Consider the following 16739-nt stretch of genomic DNA (forward strand, 5'->3'; position numbering starts at 1 on the left):
TCTGGTACCCGGCTCCACGGCTCAGTCCCGTCCGTCCCCGTACCCGGCCAGCGCCTCCAGCGCCGCCGAACGCGCCTGCTCGACGAGCTCGGGCGGGGAGACGATCCGGCCGTCCCGGCCCAGCCGCAGCGCCAGCGGGCGCAGCTGGGAGGGGTCGGCGCTGCGCAGGGTGATCCGCAGCCCGCCGTCGGGGAGTTCCTCGGCGCGGTCGTGGGTGTAGTACTCGGCGACCCAGCGGCCGCCGGAGGTCACCTCGACGACCACCTCGGGGTCGTCGGCGGAGGGGTTGACCAGTCCGCCGGAGAGGTCACGGGGCTCCCGGCGCGGCGGGTCGGCGGGGGCGTCGAGCACCTTGATCTCGGCGACCCGGTCGAGCCGGAACATCCGGTGGTCCTCGGAGGTCCGGCACCAGGCCTCGAGGTAGGTGTGGCCCTCGGTGAGCAGTCGGATCGGGTCGACCTCGCGCTCGGTCATCCCGCCGCGCCCGTGCGAGTAGTAGCGCAGCCAGAGCCGGCGGCCCTCGCTGAGCGCGCGGTCGATGTCGGCGAAGACGTGGCTCTCGGCCTCGAAGGTGACGCCGACCCGGGCGCTGCCCTCGGCGCTGTCCCCGGCGGCGTTCTCGATCTTGGCGACGGCCCGGGTGAGCGCCTCGCGGTCACCCGCCCGCAGTCCGGGCAGGCCGGCCACCGCGCGGGCGGCGACCAGCAGCGCGGTCGCCTCGTCGGCGGCCAGGCGCAGCGGCTGGGCGACGTCGTCGACGTTGTGCCACCAGATCCGCTCGCCGTCGGTGTCGATGTCGAGCAGGTCACCGCCGCGGAAGCTGGTGCCGCACATGGGCAGCACGTTGAGGTCGCCGATCAGCTCGCGTTCGGTGATGCCGAAGGCGCGGGCCACCTCGGCCACCTCGGCGCCCGGCCGTTCGCGCAGGTAGGTGACCAGCGAGAGCATCCGGCGGGTCTGGTCGATGGCGTTGCTCATGCCTGTGCTCCCTCTCCAACGGCGGTGACCGGCTCCACGGCGGTGACCGGTTCAACGGCGGCCACCGCGCGCAGCCGCTCGATCACGTCGGCGCGCAGCTCCTCCGGCCCGAGGACCAGGACGTCCGGTCCGAACTCGGCGAGGTCGGCGCCCAGCCCGTTGCCGTACGGGATCTCCAGCTCGTCCCAGGCCTCGTCGATCCGGCGGGTGCTGAGCGCCTTGGTGCGCAGCGGGAACCCGGCGCCGCGGCGGACCTTGACGGCGGCGGTCGCGGTGGCGCCCTCGCCGGCGAACTTGGCGACGGTGGCGCGGACGTCCACGTGCTCGGGTACGGCGCCGAGGAAGGCGCCGCTGCGGGCGCGGACCTTGGCGGTGATCCGGCTGAGCCGGAACACCCGGGCGTCGCCGCGGTCGCGGTCCCAGCCGGCCAGGTACCAGTGGCCGCGCCAGCACTCCAGGGCCCAGGGCTCGACGCTGCGCTGCTCGGCGGTGGCGGCGCCGGCCTTGCGGTACTCGAAGGTGACCGGGCGGCGGTCGCGGGCGGCGGTGAGCAGCGGCTCGAAGGCGGCCTCGCGGGCGGGGATGCGCGGCTCCAGGGCGGTGCGGCCCTCGGTCTCGGTAAAGGGGACGCCGGCCGCGCGCAGCTTCTGCAGGGCTCCGCTGGCGGCGCCGGACATCTTGGCCTGCTGCCAGACGCGGGCGGCCAGGGTGAGGGCCGCGGCCTCCTCGGCGTCGAGGGCGATCTCCGGCAGGCGGTTGCGGTCGGCGCGGGCGAGGTAGCCGAGTTCGCCGTCGAGGGCGTTCTCGTCGACGTCGATGACCAGACCGAGTTCGCGCAGGTCGTCCTTGTCCCGCTCGAACATCCGGTTGAAGGCGTCCTCGCTGCTGTTCTGCCAGGCCTCGCGGTACGCCTCGATGGATTCCCGCAGCTCCTTCTTGGAGAGCGGCCGTCTGGTGTTCATCAGGCACAGGGCGAGATTCATCAGCCGCTCTGCCTTGGCGATCGCCATCGCTGACCCTTCCGGTGTGCCGCGCCGCGCGCGGGGTGCGCCCGCCGGGCAATTGTCGACCCGGCGGGACCGACCGTACCGGTAGCGGTACGCAGTGCAAAAGCCGCGTCCGGAAATGCCGCGGGCCGCACCCCGCAGGCGGGGTGCGGCCCGGTGGAGCGGCCGGTGTCGGACGGTGTCAGACGCCGAGCAGGTCGACCACGAAGATCAGGGTCGAGCCGGCCGGGATGAGCGGGCTCGGCGACTGGTTGCCGTAGGCCAGGTGGGCCGGGATGGTCAGCTCGCGGCGGCCGCCGACCTTCATGCCGGCGACGCCCTGGTCCCAGCCCTTGATGACGCGGCCGCCACCGAGCGGGAACTTGAAGCTGCTGCCGCGGTTCCAGCTGGCGTCGAACTCCTCGCCCGACTCGAAGGTGACACCGACATAGTGCACCTCGACGACCTGGCCGGGCTTGGCCTCCTCGCCGGTGCCGACCTCGATGTCGCGGATCTTCAGCTCGGTCGGCGCGTCGCCGACCGGGAAGTCGATCTCCGGCTTCGTCTTGTTGCTCACTGCTGCCTCTTCTCGCGATTGGTTCCATTCATGACCAAGCGGCGGGCGCCCGCACCCGGTCCGTTCCCGGACCACGGTACGGGCGCCCGCCGCCCGTCCGGGCCCGGCCACGCGGCCGGACCCGAAGGTCACACGCACACCATTGTCACCCGAAAGTGGATCAGCCGACGCCCGCATCCAGGATGTCGACCACGAACACCAGGGTGGAGTTGGCCGGGATGTCGCCCTGCGCCTGGTCCTTGTAACCGAGCGAGGCGGGGATCACCAGCTCGACCCGGCTGCCCACGGTCTGGCCCTCCAGGCCCTGGTCCCAGCCGGCGATGACCTGGCCGCCGCCGACCGGGAAGGAGAACGCCTGGCCCTTGCTCAGCGAGGAGTCGAAGACCTTGCCGTCCTTGAACAGCGCGCCGGTGTACTGGACGACGACCTTCTCGCCCTTCTCCACCTTGGGGCCGGTGCCCTTGATCAGGACGTGGGACTTCAGCTCGGTCGGGTCGGCGGCGCCGGCGACCGGGGTGATGTCGGCCGGCTTCTTGCCGTTGTCCTTGACCTGCGGGAAGTCCGCGGGCGGCGGGGTGACGGTGCCGCTGACCACGGCGTCCGGGGCGTTGCTGTTGCGGATGTCGATGACGAACACCAGGTTGTCCTTGGCGCCGATCGACATGCTCGGGTTGCCCTGCGAGCCGAACGCGGCGGCCGGCGGGGCCACCACGAGCAGCCGGCTGCCGGCCTTCTTGCCGAGCACGGCCTGGTCCAGCGCCGGGATCAGCGCGTCCATGCCGGCCTGGAAGATCTGCTGCTTGCCCTTGTCGTCGTACGAGCTGGGGATGTCCTTGCCGGTCGTCCAGTCCTTGGCGGTGTAGTCGACCGAGGTCCAGGAGTTCTTCTCGACCTTGGCGCCGGTGCCCTCGGAGAGGACCTTCACCACGAAGCTGCCGTCGGACTGCTCGGCGGGCACCTCGATGCCGGCCTTGGTGCCGAACGCGCCGGTGATCGTCGGCATCACCTTGGCGCTGTCCTTGATCGGCGGCACCGGGTCGGCGGTCGGCGTGGCCGGGGCGCTCTTGGCGGCGTCCGGCTTGGCGGCCGTGTCGGCCTTGTCGCCGCCGTCGCGGTTGACCACGTACAGCGTGATGCCGCTGCCGACCAGCAGCACGGCGAGCACGGTGCCGAGGATCACACCGAGTCGGCCGACCCCGGGCGGGTTCTCGTCGTAGCCGGCCTCGGAGCTGTCCTGGCGGCGCACGTTCGACGCGAAGATCTGCGGGGTGTCCTCGGTCTTCGTCCCACCGACCGGCCGCGGGGCCTGGCCGGGCTGGGCCCAGCCCGCCTGCTGCTTCAGGATCGACGGCGGTACGACGATCGACTCGCCGTCGCCCGGAAGCGGACCGCCGGGCCGCGAGTCTGCCGGGTCCCCGGCGGAGTTTCCGTTCGCGGTGCCGGCCCCGCCCGGGCTCGACGCTTTCTCAGACATGACTCCCCATCCATCTCGCCACGAGGTCTTCGAGGTCTACGGCCGGCGTCGTGATCGCCGGGGTGCGGTCGCACTGCCGCCCGGACCCCGCACATCGGCGGCGCCTACCACAGTGCGAGGGCAGTATGACAGGTCAGGATGAGGGCGGACGCTTCCTTGTGCGAGCGCCCGCCCAAGCGTACGGAATCCACCCCGTCGCTTCCTAGGGCGCATCGGAACAATTCCCGCCAGGTGCATGGCGAGAACCGCCGGACCGCCCCGGGCAGGGCCTGGGCCGCTGGGCCCGGTCCGGACCTACACCGCCTCAAGGATGTCGATCACGAACACCAGGGTCGAGTTCGGCGGCACCGAGCCCTGGGCGCTGTCCTTGTAACCGAGGGCCGGCGGCACCACCAGCTCGACCCTGCTGCCCACGGTCTGCCCGACCAGGCCCTTGTCCCAGCCCTCGATCACGCTGCCGGTGCCGATCTGCAGCGCCTGCGCACCGCCGTGGCTCCAGGACGAGTCGAACTGCTGGCCGTTGCTCCAGAGCACCCCGGTGTACTGCACCACCAGGGTCTGCCCGCTCTTGACCTGCTTGCCCTCGCCCTTGATCAGCACCGCCTGCTGGAGTTCGGTGGGCGCCGGCTGGCCGGGCGGAATGGTGATCGTCACCGCGGCCTTGCCGTTGTCCTTCACCTGCGGCAGCGTCGCCGGCGGCTGGGTCATCGCGCCCGAGAGCGTGGAGTCCTGCGGCAGGCTCTCCATGATGTCCAGCACGAACACCACGGTGTCCCCGCCGGCCACCCCGAGCTGAGTGTTGCCCTGGCTGCCGAACGCGGCGGCCGGCGGCGCCACCACCAGCAGCCGGCTGCCGACCTTCTTGCCGAGCACGCTCTGGTCGAAGGCGGGCACCAGCTGCCCGCTGCCGGCCTGGTACAGCTGCGGCTTGCCGCCCTCGTCGTAGGAGCTCGGCAGGTCCTTGCCGGTCGTCCAGTCCTTCGCCGTGTAGTTGACCGTCACCCAGTCGCCCTTGTTGACCGTGGAGCGGTCGCCCTCGCTGACGGTGTTCACCACGAACTGGCCGCTGGGCTGGCCCTCGGGGAGGGTGATGGTGGCCTTGCTTCCGAACCCGCCACCGGACAGCGTCGGCATCGGCGAGGCCTCGCTCACCGGCGACGGCACGGTGGGGGCCGCGCTGGACGCCGTGGGCGAGGCCGGGCTGGCCGCCTTGGTGGAGCTGCTGCAGGCGACCGCCAGCAGCAGCGGCAGGGTGAGAAGCAAACCGGCGGTGCGACGCACGGTGTTCCTAACTGTCGGTCAAAGTCGGTCTCCGGACTCGACGGACAGCGTATGCCCAGGCGGTGTCCGGCCCCGGTAGACAACGCCGGGGCCGGACACCGCAAAGATCACATCGGGGCCGGGGCCGCTCACATCCCCGCGATCAGCTTCTCCACCCGCTCGTCCACCGAGCGGAACGGGTCCTTGCAGAGCACCGTCCGCTGGGCCTGGTCGTTCAGCTTCAGGTGCACCCAGTCCACCGTGAAGTCCCGGCGCTGCTCCTGCGCCCGGCGGATGAAGTCCCCGCGCAGCCGGGCCCGGGTGGTCTGCGGCGGGATCGACTTGGCCTCGAAGGTCTTGAGGTCCGTGGACACCCGCTTCGCCTGGCCCTTGCCCTGGAGCAGGTAGAACAGCCCGCGCCGGCGGTGGATGTCGTGGTACGCGAGGTCGATCTGGGCCACCCGCGGGTTGGACATGCTCATCTCGTGCTTGGCCCGGTAGCGCTCGATGAGCTTGTACTTCATGATCCAGTCGATCTCGGTGGCCACCGAGTCGAGGTTCTCGGTGCGGACGGCCTCCAGGGTGCGGCCCCAGAGCTCCAGCACCGTGGCGATGGTGCCGGTGTTGATGCCCTTGCGGTCCGCGAACTCCAGCGCCTTGGTGAAGTACTCCTCCTGGATGTCCAGGGCGGAGGCCTCCCGGCCGTTGGCGAGCCGCACCTGGTGGGTGCCGGTGAGGTCGTGGCTGACCTCGCGGATCGCCCGGATCGGGTTCTCCAGGGTGAGGTCGCGCATCACCACGCCGGCCTCGATCAGCCGCAGCACCAGGTCGGTGGCGCCGACCTTGAGCAGGGTGGTGGTCTCGGACATGTTGGAGTCGCCGACGATCACGTGCAGCCGGCGGTACCGCTCGGCGTCGGCGTGCGGCTCGTCACGGGTGTTGATGATCGGGCGGGAGCGGGTGGTCGCGGAGCTGACCCCCTCCCAGATGTGCTCGGCCCGCTGGCTGACGCAGTACACCGCGCCCCGCGGGGTCTGCAGCACCTTGCCGGCCCCGCAGATCAGCTGCCGGGTCACCAGGAAGGGGATCAGCACGTCCGCCAGCCGGGAGAACTCGCCGTGCCGGGCCACCAGGTAGTTCTCGTGGCAGCCGTAGGAGTTGCCGGCCGAGTCGGTGTTGTTCTTGAACAGGTAGACGTCGCCCGCGATGCCCTCCTCGTGCAGCCGCCGCTCGGCGTCCACCAGAAGCCCTTCGAGGATGCGCTCGCCCGCCTTGTCGTGCGTCACCAGCTCCACGACGTCGTCGCACTCGGGGGTGGCGTACTCGGGGTGGGAGCCGACGTCGAGGTAAAGCCGGGCCCCGTTGCGCAGGAAGACGTTGCTGCTGCGGCCCCAGGAGACAACGCGGCGGAAGAGGTACCGGGCCACCTCGTCCGGCGACAGCCGTCGCTGCCCCCGGAATGTGCAGGTGACTCCGTACTCGTTCTCCAGCCCGAAAATTCGGCGGTCCATGGCACCTTCTTTCGAAGGAATCACCGGTTGTGGCCGGTGAGCGGATCGGGATCCTGAACTCTGCGGCGCCAGGCCGCAGCAGGCCTTGAAGGCTGATCCCCTGCTTCGGCGGCGGGCAGGGCTTGTCCGGGGCCGGCCGTCAGGCAGGCTCGGAGTCCCGCGGTCTCGACCGTCGGTGAGGAGTCACGAGGCATCCGTTCTCTGAGAGGGCCTCCGGGGAGGCCCCGTACGGCGGCGGACAGCCGCCGTACGGGACCACTCCCGTCTTGCTAGTCCGACTCGTCCGCCGGCGCGGCGGCCGCCGGCTTCTCCTCGTCGTCCGTCTCGGCGGACTCGTCCCCGTCGAGCAGCCGGGCGAGCTGGCCGCCCAGGATGCGCTTGAACTTGCGCTGCTGGAAGCGCTGGCGGTCGAGCACCGCCACCTCCAGCTGCTCGGGGGTCAGGGTGCGCGGGCTGCCGCCGTTGGGATCCCGGGCGAGGGAGTCCACGGCGACCTTGACCGCCTCGGTGAGGGACAGCCCGCTGCGGTGGCGCTGTCCCAGGTAGTTGCCGATCGAGTCGGCGTTGCCGCCGACCACCACGTAGCTCTTCTCGTCGACGACCGAGCCGTCCGGGGTGAGCCGGTAGATCTGGTCCTCGTCCGGGGTGCGGCCGACCTCGGCCACGATCAGCTCGACCTCGTACGGCTTCTCGCCGACCGAGGAGAAGATGGTGCCGAGCGTCTGGGCGTAGACGTTGGCCAGGCCCCGGGCAGTGACATCGGCCCGGTCGTAGGAGTAGCCGCGCAGGTCGGCGTAGCGGACGCCGCCGATCCGCAGGTTCTCGAACTCGTTGTAGCGGCCGACCGCCGCGAAGGCGATCTTGTCGTAGATCTCGGAGACCTTGTGCAGCGCCCGGGAGGTGTTCTCCGCGACGAAGACGATGCCCTCGGTGTAGGTGAGCACGACCACGCTGCGACCGCGCGCGATGCCCTTGCGGGCGTACTCCGCGCGGTCCGCCATGGCCTGCTGGGGCGAGACGTAGAACGGTGTCGACACCGGCGGTCGTCCCTTCCTTGGTAGGTGATGGCTAGAGCAGCGGGGCCTGCGGGCCGTTGGGGTGGATCAGGCGCTCGTCGGTGATCGAGACGGCGATCTCGGAGACCTCGGCCTCGGTGAGCCGGCGGAAGCCGTCCTCGGTGATCAGCGAGACGATCGGGAAGATCTTGCGGGCGAGGTCCGGACCGCCGGTCGCGGAGTCGTCGTCGGCCGCGTCGTAGAGGGCCTGGACGACCAGGGTGGAGGCCTGCCGGGCCGTCAGGTCCTTGTGGTAGAGCTTCTTCAGGGAGCCCCGGGCGAAGACCGAGCCGGAGCCGGTGGCGGCGAACCCGCGCTCCTCGGAGCGGCCGCCGGTGACGTCGTAGTTGAAGATCCGGCCGCGGCCGAGGTCGAGGTCGTAGCCGGCGAACAGCGGGACGACCGCGAGGCCCTGCATCGCCATGCCGAGGTTCCCCCGGATCATGGTGGTCAGGCGGTTCGCCTTGCCCTCCAGGGAGAGCACGGTGCCCTCGATCTTCTCGTAGTGCTCCAGCTCCAGCTGGAACAGCCGGACCATCTCGACCGCGAGGCCGGCGGTGCCGGCGATGCCGACCGCGCTGTACTCGTCGGCCGGGAAGACCTTCTCGATGTCCCGCTGGGCGATCACGTTGCCCATGGTGGCGCGGCGGTCACCGGCGATGACCACGCCCTTGTCGAAGACCGCGGCGACGATCGTCGTCCCGTGCGGGGCCTCGACGACGGCCCCCTCGGGCAGGCCGCGGCGGCCCGGGATCAGCTCCGGCTGGTGGTCCGCCAGGAACTCGAGGAACGACGAGGATCCCGGGGTCAGGAAGGCAGCCGGTAGACGCCCGGTGCCACGAGTGTTGGCTTCCACACGATTCCTTCCAGGTAGCTTGAAGCGCGCGCTGCCCGCACCCTACCCGCCCGGCGATCACTATCCACCCGTGGCTGGGGCCGGACCCGGGCGGACGAACGGCCTTCGCCGCCCGCCCGCCGTGACGGTCGCAACCGAGAATTCCCTGAATGCCCGGACGGGGTTACTGGCCGCCCTTTTGCACGAACTGCCGCACGAAATCCTCGGCATTGGACTCGAGGACCTCGTCGATTTCGTCCAGAACCGCGTCGACGTCGTCGCTGAGCTTTTCCTGGCGTTCCTTGAGGTCGTCGGAATTCTGCGCTTCCGCGGTCTGCTCCTCGACCTCCTCGGAGGAGCGGTTCGCCCGCTGCTGGCCGCCGTCGGTGTCCTTGCTCGCCATTTCCCTCACCCCGCTCGATTCGTCTGGCACGGTTTGGTCGCTGCTTGCTGCACCGACCCTATACACAAGGTGCGACAACCGCTCCCGGTTTGCCGGTGGCGCTTCCTGTCCAACACCCGCTGCCACCCCGGATGATTCCCATTCGACGGCCGTTCACCCGTGGTGATCGAAAAGTTACCCGCCGGAGAGGACCCGGAGCAGGTCCTCGGCCGTGCGACAGCGGTCCAGCAGTTCCTTGACGTGGTTGCGGGTCCCCCGCAGCGGCTCCAGCGTGGGCACCCGCTGCAGCGAGTCCCGGCCGGGCAGGTCGAAGATCACCGAGTCCCAGGAGGCCGCCGCGACGTGTTCCGCGTACTGCTCGAGGCAGCGGCCGCGGAAGTACGCCCTGGTGTCCTCCGGGGGCTTGGAGACGGCCCGCTCGACCTCCGCCTCGGTGAGCAGCCGCTCGAACCTGCCGCGGGCCACCAGGCGGTTGTAGAGGCCCTTCTCGGGGCGCACGTCGCTGTACTGGAGGTCCACCAGGTGCAGCCGCGAGTTGTCCCACTCCACGGCGTCCCGGCTGCGGTAGCCCTCCAGGATCTCCCGCTTGGCGACCCAGTCCAGCTGCCGCGAGAGCGACATCGGGTCTCGCTCCAGGCGCCCCAGCACGTCCTCCCAGCGGGCCAGCACGTCGATGGTCTGCTCGTCCGCGTCGGTGCCGAAGCGGTCCTCGACGTACTTGCGGGCCAGTTCGAAGTACTCCAGCTGAAGCTGGACCGCGGTGAGCTTGCGCCCGTTGCGCAGGGTGATCAGATGCTTGAGGGTCGGGTCGTGGGAGACCCGGTGCAGGGTGCGCACCGGCTGGTCGACGGCGAGGTCCGAGGCGATGAAGGAGTCCTCGATCATCGACAGCACCAGGGCGGTGGTGCCCAGCTTCAGGTAGGTGGAGATCTCCGAGAGGTTGGCGTCCCCGATGATCACGTGCAGCCGGCGGTACTTCTCGGCGTCGGCGTGCGGTTCGTCCCGGGTGTTGATGATCGGCCGCTTGAGGGTGGTCTCCAGGCCGACCTCGACCTCGAAGTAGTCGGCGCGCTGGCTGATCTGGAAGCCGTGGGCGGAGCCGTCCTGGCCGATGCCGACCCGGCCGGCGCCGGTGACCACCTGGCGGGAGACGAAGAACGGGGTGAGGTGGCGGACGATGTCGGCGAACGGCGTCGCCCGCTTCATCAGGTAGTTCTCGTGGGTGCCGTAGGAGGCGCCCTTGTTGTCGGTGTTGTTCTTGTAGAGGTGGATGGTCTGCCCGTTGGGCAGTTCCAGGGCGCGCTGGGCGGCGGCCGCCATGATCCGCTCGCCGGCCTTGTCCCAGAGCACGGCGTCGCGAGGGTTGGTCACCTCGGGCGAGCTGTACTCGGGGTGCGCGTGGTCCACGTAGAAACGCGCGCCGTTGGTGAGGATGACATTGGCGAGGCCGATGTCCTCGTCGGTCAACTGGCTGGCGTCCGCGACGTCGCGCGCGAGGTCGAAGCCCCGGGCGTCGCGCAGTGGATTCTCCTCCTCGAAGTCCCAGCGGGCCCGCCGTGCCCGGTGCATCGCCGCCGCGTACGCGTTGACGATCTGGGACGAGGTGAGCATGGCGTTGGCGTTGGGGTGCCCGGGCACGGAGATCCCGTACTCGGTCTCGATGCCCATCACGCGCCGTACGGTCATGCGGCCCTCCTTGCCCGGTGTGCCGCCCCCCACGGGCGGGACACGCTGACGTACCGCTGAACAACACCGACGCCGGCGAGGTGCCGCGAGCGGTGGGTCGAGCCTAGAACGCCGCACCGACGGGCGGCCCCCGAGACGCGCCGTCCGGCTGCGGGGCCGCGAGGCGCCACAGCCGGACGGGGTGCGTGCTGCTCCGGGGACCGCCGGCGGCCCGGGGTACTGCGGGTAGTGCTCCTGCGGGTGGTGCTCCTGCGGGTACTGCGCGCGCTTACAGGTACTGCCCCGTGTTGGCGACGGTGTCGATCGAGCGGCCGGACTCGGCGCCCTGCTTCCCGGTGACCAGCGTGCGGATGAAGACGATCCGCTCGCCCTTCTTGCCGGAGATCCGGGCCCAGTCGTCCGGGTTGGTGGTGTTCGGCAGGTCCTCGTTCTCCTTGAACTCGTCCACGCAGGCGGCGAGCAGGTGGGAGACGCGCAAGCCCCGCTGACCGTGGTCGAGGAAGTCCTTGATGGCCATCTTCTTCGCCCGGTCGACGATGTTCTGGATCATCGCACCGGAGTTGAAGTCCTTGAAGTACAGGACCTCCTTGTCACCGTTGGCGTAGGTGACCTCCAGGAAGCGGTTCTCCTCGGTCTCGGTGTACATCCGCTCGACGACGGCCTGGATCATCGCGTCCACCGTCGCCTCGACGGAGCTGCCGTGCTCCTTGAGGTCGTCCGGGTGGAAGGGCAGGCTGCCCTTGAGGTACTTGGAGAAGATGTCCTTCGCGGCCTCGGCGTCCGGACGCTCGATCTTGATCTTGACGTCCAGCCGGCCGGGCCGCAGGATCGCCGGGTCGATCATGTCCTCGCGGTTCGAGGCGCCGATGACGATGACGTTCTCCAGGCCCTCCACACCGTCGATCTCGGCCAGCAGCTGCGGGACGATGGTGTTCTCCACGTCCGAGCTGACACCCGAGCCGCGGGTGCGGAACAGCGACTCCATCTCGTCGAAGAAGACGATGACGGGCGTGCCCTCGCTGGCCTTCTCCCGAGCCCGCTGGAAGACCAGGCGGATCTGCCGCTCGGTCTCGCCGACGTACTTGTTGAGCAGCTCGGGGCCCTTGATGTTGAGGAAGTAGCTCTTGCCCTGAGGGCGGCCGGTGACCTCGGCGACCTTCTTGGCCAGCGAGTTCGCCACCGCCTTGGCGATCAGCGTCTTGCCGCAGCCGGGCGGGCCGTAGAGCAGCACCCCCTTGGGCGGGCGCAGCTCGTACTCCTTGAAGAGGTCGGCGTGCAGGTAGGGCAGCTCGACCGCGTCCCGGATCAGCTCGATCTGGTTGGCCAGACCGCCGATCTGGCGGTAGTCGATGTCCGGGACCTCCTCGAGGACCAGCTCCTCGACCTCGGACTTCGGCACCACCTCGTACACGTAGCCGGAGCGGGGTTCGAGCAGCAGGGCGTCCCCCGCCCGGATGGTGATCTCGCGGAGCGGTTCGGCGAGCCGGACCACCCGCTCCTCGTCGGTGTGCCCGACGACCAGGGCGCGTTCGCCGTCCTCGAGGATCTCCTTGAGGGTGACGATGTCGCCGATGCTCTCGAAGGCCATCGCGTCCACGATGTTGAGGGCCTCGTTGAGCATCACCTCCTGGCCGCGCCGCAGCTCGTCGAGGTCGACGTTGGGGCTGACGTTCACGCGGAGCTTGCGCCCGCCGGTGAAGATGTCGGCGGTGCCGTCCTCGTTCTGGCTGAGGAAGGTGCCGAATCCGGCCGGGGGCTGTGCCAGCCGGTCCACTTCCTCCTTGAGGGCCACGATCTGGTCGCGGGCCTCTCGCAGGGTGGAGGCGAGCCGTTCGTTCTGGGCGGTCACGCCGGCCAGGTTGGTCTGGAGCTCGACGATCCGCTCTTCGAGGATTCTCGAATTGCGCGGCGAGTCGGCGAGCTTGCGGCGCAACACGGCGATTTCCTGCTCAAGGTACGAGACCTGAGCGGTCTCGTCGGAACCACGAGCGGGCCTGCCGGTGCTGCGGTTGTAGTCGTCATCGTGGGCTGCCACGGTCCTCACCTCCTCCGGGGAGCTGGACGCTTCCAGACCCTACCTGGGACCAGGGGTCCGTAAACCCCTAGATCAAGAAAGATGGAACGGGCGTGTCCGATCTTCGCCCTCGCGTGCTTCCCCTCTGCTAAGGGGATACCCAGCGCGCACCGCCCAAAGCCGACCAGATGTATCGTCGAGCGAGTCGATATCCGATCGCGACCGAGGCCTTCGGTCCGATCGTTGTACGAATGGCGGGAATGCCCTCAATCAGGGGCGACCCGGGACAGAAACGGCAGGGGACCATGTCGGTGAGCGGTGAGGCGACGGCGAGCGAGCCGCTGGAGGTGTGGATCGACCAGGATCTGTGCACCGGTGACGGCATCTGCGTGCAGTACGCGCCGGAGGTCTTCGAGCTCGACATCGACGGCCTGGCGTATGTGAAGGGCCCGGACGACGAGTTGCGCCAGGAGCCCGGCCAGAGCGCCCCGGTGCCGCTGACGCTGCTTCAGGACGTGGTGGACTCCGCGAAGGAGTGCCCCGGCGACTGCATCCACGTGCGCCGGACCACCGACCTCGTCGAGGTCTACGGCCCGGACGCGGACTGACCCCGCCCCAGGCTCGCGGGCGGGCACCACTCCCGCCCCGAGCCGAAGGGGCGCGCCGGTGCCGAAAGCGACGAGCGACGAGCGAGGTACGAGCGCCGGAGCGAGGAGCGTCGGCGCCGGGTCCGAGCGCCCCGGAGGCGAGCGGGCGAGTAACAGTCAGGACTGCGCGAGCGGGGCGGCGGTCTGGGACCGGTCCCAGCCGCCGCCCTTGCGCGTCCAGGTGAGGTCCAGTGAGATGTCCGGGCTGAAGCGCGGCACGTCGTCGCTGGAATACCCCTGACCGTGGCCGGTGATGACGCCGTCGCTGCGCAGCCCGAGCCGGCTGACGGTGAGGTTCTCGCGCTCGGAGAGCAGCGTGGCCAGTACCGCGGGGCGGCCGCCGGGGCCGGGGCCGAGCAGGTAGACGGCGTCGGGCGGGGTGCCGTTCTCGGCCGCGCAGTGCGCGGCGGCGACGGTGCCGGGCCGTCCGTCGCCGAGGTCGGCGGCGAAGCTGACCGATATCTTCACCGGGAACGGCCCGCAGTCCAGCGGGAGTTCCGCCTTCGCCGGGTCGGGCGCGGTGGCCGCCGGTATCGCCTTCGCGGTGGGGCGGATCGGGCCGGGGGTGCCGGTGGCCGGGTTCGCGGCGAGCGCGGTGGCCACCACGGCGGCGCAGCCGGCGGTCGCGAGGGCCCAGTGCCAGGGGGCGGAACGGGCGTGTGCGGGGCCGTTGCGGCCCTGCGGTGTCTGCTGCTCAGCCATCGTCCCGACCGCGCTCTCCACCAGGCGTTCCCCTCCTGTGGGCTGTGTGAGCGAGCATCGTCCCACACCTCGGCGACGGCGAAATGCGCCGGGGTGCGCAGGTAGCACGAAGGGGTGGCACGGTGGGCACAAGCCCGTCGTGCCACCCCTGTCGGGCGTACGGTCAGCCGAGGTCGGTCTGCTCGTCCCCGGAGGTGCGGGCTGCGGCCCGGGCCGCGGCGCGCTCCTGGAGGCTGGGCTCGGCCGTCGCGTTGTCGTAGTCCTCGCCGTACGCGCCCTTGGCGGGGCGGCGGCGGCGCAGCGGCGGCTCGACGCCGTCGGCGAGCCGGCGGGCGGTGAGCAGGAAGCCGGTGTGGCCGATCATCCGGTGGTCCGGGCGGACGGCCAGGCCCTCCAGGTGCCAGGTGCGGACCATGGTCTCCCAGGCCTGCGGCTCGGTGTAGGTGCCGTGCTCGCGCAGTGCCTCGACGGTCTTGGACATCTGCGTGGTGGTGGCCACGTAGCAGCAGATGAGGCCGCCGGGGACGAGCGCCTTGGAGGCGACGTCCAGGCACTCCCAGGGGGCCAGCATGTCGAGGATGACGCGGTCGACGTCGCCCTCGACCAGGTTGTCCTGGAGGTCGCCGACGGTGAGCTTCCAGGCCGGGTGCGGCCCGCCGAAGTAGCGCTCGACGTTGCTCTTGGCGATGTCGGCGAAGTCCTGGCGGCGCTCGTAGGAGGCGAGCATGCCGGTGTCGCCGACGGCGCGCAGCAGGTAGGTGGAGAGCGCGCCGGAGCCGACGCCGGCCTCGACCACGCGGGCGCCGGCGAAGATGTCGGCCATGGCGAGGATCTGCCCGGCGTCCTTCGGGTAGATCACGGCGGCGCCGCGCGGCATGGACAGGACGTAGTCGGGGAGCAGGGGGCGCAGCGCGAGGTACGGGACGTTCCCCGTGGTACGCACGACCGTGCCCTCGGGGGCGCCGATCAGCTCGTCGTGCGGGAACGCACCCTTGTGGGTGTGGAACTGGTTCCCGGCCTGGAGCGTGAACGTGTAGTGGCGGCCCTTCGGGTCGGTCAGCTGGACCTGGTCCCCGACCTGGAAGGGCCCGCGTCGGCGGGTGGCACCGGTCGGTTCGGACATGCGGACAATCCTAAGGGAAGCAGGCGCTCCGCCCGACCACAATGATCACCGGCCCGGTCGCGGCCGTGCCGACGGCGGGCCGGGGGCGCGGGCCGCGGGGTCAGTGCCCGGTGACGGCCGCGGTGAGGCGCTGCTCGATGTCGGTGAGCGCGGCGACGCCGTAGACCCGGCCGTCCTCCTCGACGACCAGGTACTCGCCGGCCGGGGTGGCGCGGACGGCGCGCAGCAGGTCCTCGCCGGTGAGCTCGGCGGACAGCCGCAGGCCGGGTTCGAGGTCGCGGGCGAGCGCGCCGACGGCGACCCAGGGGCGGCGGTGCTCGGGTACGGCGCGGACGGCGGACTCGCGGACCAGGCCGACCGGTTCGCCGCGGCCGTCGACCACCACCAGGGCGCCGGCGCCGCCTTCGCGGGCGCGGCGCAGCGCCTCGCCGAGGGGGGTGTCGGCGGTGACCTCGACGGCCCGGCGGGCGAGCTCGCGCAGCCGCAGGCCGGGCAGGGCCTCCTTGAGGCGGGCGTTGCGCAGGCTGCCGCCGGCGCCGTTCCAGATGATCGCGGCGAGGACGGCGGCGAGGACGGCGTCGACCAGGGTGTCGGTGGTGCTGCGCTCGACGCCGCGGGCGGCGCTGAGCAGCGGCAGGCCGATCAGGACGGCGACGGCCAGGGCGCGGCCGACCCAGGCGGCGGCGACGGTGCCGCTCATCGGTCTGCCGGTGGCGGCCCAGACGACGGCGCGCAGCATCCGGCCGCCGTCCAGCGGCAGGCCTGGCAGCAGGTTGAAGGCGGCGACGACGAGGTTGGAGACCATCAGGCCGGTGAGCAGGACCCCGGGCACGGTGGAGAGCTCGACGGCCTGGACGGCGAGGTAGAAGGCGCCGCCGAGGGCCAGGGAGAGCAGCGGGCCGACGAAGGCCAGCCAGAACTCGCGCCACGGGGTCTCGGCCTCGTTCTCGATCTCGGAGACGCCGCCGAAGAACTGCAGCTGGATCCGGCGCACCCCGAGCCGGTAGCGCAGGGCGACCAGGGTGTGGGCGAGTTCGTGGACGAGGACGGAGCCGTAGAAGGCGACGGCGAAGGAGAAGGCCACCAGGTAGCGGGTGCCGCCGAGCTCGGGCAGCACGCGGTCGAGCTGGCCGCCGAAGACCCAGGTGATCAGGGCGGCGATGACGAACCAGGAGGGGGTGACGTAGATCGGCACGCCGAAGGGGCGGCCCATCAGGATGCCGCCGCGCCGCTCGGGCTCCTCGGGCGGCGGCGGGGGCCCGGGGCGGGCGCCGTGGTCGTCGTGCGGTGGCTGGTCGGAGGTCTGCCGACCCCTGCTGTCGCTCACCGTGATCCCTTCAGGTCGAGTCCCCCGTCGTGCACCGCGCGTCGGTGCGCCCACGCTACGTGATCTGGGCCGCAACGCTCCGCGCGCCCCTCTCGGTGGCTTCATACCCACTGTGCGGGCGTTGTGGCAGCACCGTGGCAGCGGGATGACAGCGCAGGGCA

At 71.0% G+C, this 16739-nt stretch carries 15 protein-coding genes and 1 pseudogene; 1 reads left to right on the top strand and 15 read right to left on the bottom strand.

From position 1 onward, the window contains the following. Positions 1-21: 21 nt before the first annotated feature. The 12 genes and pseudogenes from ACIGZJ_RS16755 to arc all read right to left on the bottom strand — a co-directional run bounded on the left by ACIGZJ_RS16755 (position 22) and on the right by arc (position 12800). Entirely contained in the window at positions 22-978 is a 957-nt protein-coding gene (locus ACIGZJ_RS16755) for a helix-turn-helix transcriptional regulator (RefSeq protein WP_392933647.1), read from the bottom strand. Further along, entirely contained in the window at positions 975-1988 is a 1014-nt protein-coding gene (locus tag ACIGZJ_RS16760; RefSeq protein ID WP_396457885.1) for a helix-turn-helix transcriptional regulator, read from the bottom strand. Before ACIGZJ_RS16760 ends, ACIGZJ_RS16755 begins: the two co-directional genes overlap by 4 nt. 178 nt (positions 1989-2166) lie before the next feature. After that, complete coding sequence (locus ACIGZJ_RS16765; protein WP_396457886.1) at positions 2167-2541, bottom strand: FKBP-type peptidyl-prolyl cis-trans isomerase; 375 nt, start codon at positions 2539-2541, stop codon at positions 2167-2169. A gap of 160 nt (positions 2542-2701) precedes the next feature. After that, entirely contained in the window at positions 2702-4015 is a 1314-nt protein-coding gene (locus ACIGZJ_RS16770) for an FKBP-type peptidyl-prolyl cis-trans isomerase (RefSeq protein ID WP_396457887.1), read from the bottom strand. A 294-nt stretch (positions 4016-4309) separates the two neighbouring features. Beyond that, complete coding sequence (locus ACIGZJ_RS16775) at positions 4310-5296, bottom strand: FKBP-type peptidyl-prolyl cis-trans isomerase (RefSeq protein WP_396457888.1); 987 nt, start codon at positions 5294-5296, stop codon at positions 4310-4312. A 128-nt stretch (positions 5297-5424) separates the two neighbouring features. Next, positions 5425-6786 carry a Pup--protein ligase gene (gene pafA, locus ACIGZJ_RS16780; RefSeq protein ID WP_392933633.1) on the bottom strand — a complete coding sequence of 454 codons (1362 nt, stop codon included), beginning with the start codon at positions 6784-6786 and terminating at the stop codon, positions 5425-5427. A gap of 269 nt (positions 6787-7055) precedes the next feature. Then, a complete protein-coding gene (gene prcA, locus ACIGZJ_RS16785; protein ID WP_396457889.1) occupies positions 7056-7823 on the bottom strand; it encodes a proteasome subunit alpha in 768 nt (255 codons plus the stop codon). 31 nt (positions 7824-7854) lie between these two features. Then, complete coding sequence (gene prcB, locus ACIGZJ_RS16790; RefSeq protein WP_387949578.1) at positions 7855-8652, bottom strand: proteasome subunit beta; 798 nt, start codon at positions 8650-8652, stop codon at positions 7855-7857. Then, positions 8649-8726: pseudogene (locus tag ACIGZJ_RS16795) on the bottom strand (recombination endonuclease VII); the annotation flags it as partial. The gene prcB and the pseudogene ACIGZJ_RS16795, both read right to left, overlap by 4 nt. A gap of 134 nt (positions 8727-8860) precedes the next feature. Beyond that, positions 8861-9079: a ubiquitin-like protein Pup gene (locus tag ACIGZJ_RS16800; protein WP_387949497.1), complete on the bottom strand. Its 219-nt coding sequence runs from the start codon at positions 9077-9079 to the stop codon at positions 8861-8863. A gap of 174 nt (positions 9080-9253) precedes the next feature. After that, positions 9254-10765, bottom strand: coding sequence for a depupylase/deamidase Dop (gene dop, locus ACIGZJ_RS16805; RefSeq protein WP_392933627.1), 1512 nt, complete (start codon positions 10763-10765; stop codon positions 9254-9256). A 268-nt stretch (positions 10766-11033) separates the two neighbouring features. After that, positions 11034-12800, bottom strand: a complete 1767-nt coding sequence (gene arc, locus ACIGZJ_RS16810) for a proteasome ATPase (protein ID WP_392933624.1) — start codon at positions 12798-12800, stop codon at positions 11034-11036. Between the two features lie 284 nt (positions 12801-13084). Here arc and ACIGZJ_RS16815 point away from each other — a divergent pair, with 284 nt between their 5' ends. Beyond that, on the top strand, positions 13085-13387 hold the full coding sequence (locus tag ACIGZJ_RS16815) for a ferredoxin (protein WP_392933621.1): 303 nt from the start codon (positions 13085-13087) through the stop codon (positions 13385-13387). A gap of 156 nt (positions 13388-13543) precedes the next feature. On the opposite strand, the gene ACIGZJ_RS16820 is transcribed toward ACIGZJ_RS16815, so the two are convergent. The 3 genes from ACIGZJ_RS16820 to ACIGZJ_RS16830 all read right to left on the bottom strand — a co-directional run bounded on the left by ACIGZJ_RS16820 (position 13544) and on the right by ACIGZJ_RS16830 (position 16578). Then, positions 13544-14128, bottom strand: coding sequence for a hypothetical protein (locus ACIGZJ_RS16820; protein WP_396457890.1), 585 nt, complete (start codon positions 14126-14128; stop codon positions 13544-13546). Between the two features lie 163 nt (positions 14129-14291). Next, positions 14292-15251, bottom strand: a complete 960-nt coding sequence (locus ACIGZJ_RS16825) for a tRNA (adenine-N1)-methyltransferase (protein ID WP_392933617.1) — start codon at positions 15249-15251, stop codon at positions 14292-14294. Positions 15252-15351: 100 nt separating this feature from the next. Continuing rightward, positions 15352-16578: a site-2 protease family protein gene (locus ACIGZJ_RS16830; protein WP_396457891.1), complete on the bottom strand. Its 1227-nt coding sequence runs from the start codon at positions 16576-16578 to the stop codon at positions 15352-15354. Positions 16579-16739: the final 161 nt, after the last annotated feature.

The sequence above is a fragment of the Kitasatospora sp. NPDC052868 genome (assembly GCF_044547105.1).
Taxonomy (GTDB): Bacteria; Actinomycetota; Actinomycetes; order Streptomycetales; family Streptomycetaceae; genus Kitasatospora.

What these genes read in the sequence shown, in the direction of transcription:
- ACIGZJ_RS16755 (WP_392933647.1), bottom strand. Translation starts at nt 978, where the DNA reads ATGAGCAACGCCATCGACCAGACCCGCCGGATGCTCTCGCTGGTCACC.
- ACIGZJ_RS16760 (WP_396457885.1), bottom strand. Translation starts at nt 1,988, where the DNA reads ATGGCGATCGCCAAGGCAGAGCGGCTGATGAATCTCGCCCTGTGCCTG.
- ACIGZJ_RS16770 (WP_396457887.1), bottom strand. Translation starts at nt 4,015, where the DNA reads ATGTCTGAGAAAGCGTCGAGCCCGGGCGGGGCCGGCACCGCGAACGGA.
- pafA (WP_392933633.1), bottom strand. Translation starts at nt 6,786, where the DNA reads ATGGACCGCCGAATTTTCGGGCTGGAGAACGAGTACGGAGTCACCTGC.
- ACIGZJ_RS16800 (WP_387949497.1), bottom strand. Translation starts at nt 9,079, where the DNA reads ATGGCGAGCAAGGACACCGACGGCGGCCAGCAGCGGGCGAACCGCTCC.
- dop (WP_392933627.1), bottom strand. Translation starts at nt 10,765, where the DNA reads ATGACCGTACGGCGCGTGATGGGCATCGAGACCGAGTACGGGATCTCC.
- ACIGZJ_RS16815 (WP_392933621.1), top strand. Translation starts at nt 13,085, where the DNA reads ATGTCGGTGAGCGGTGAGGCGACGGCGAGCGAGCCGCTGGAGGTGTGG.
- ACIGZJ_RS16820 (WP_396457890.1), bottom strand. Translation starts at nt 14,128, where the DNA reads ATGGCTGAGCAGCAGACACCGCAGGGCCGCAACGGCCCCGCACACGCC.
- ACIGZJ_RS16825 (WP_392933617.1), bottom strand. Translation starts at nt 15,251, where the DNA reads ATGTCCGAACCGACCGGTGCCACCCGCCGACGCGGGCCCTTCCAGGTC.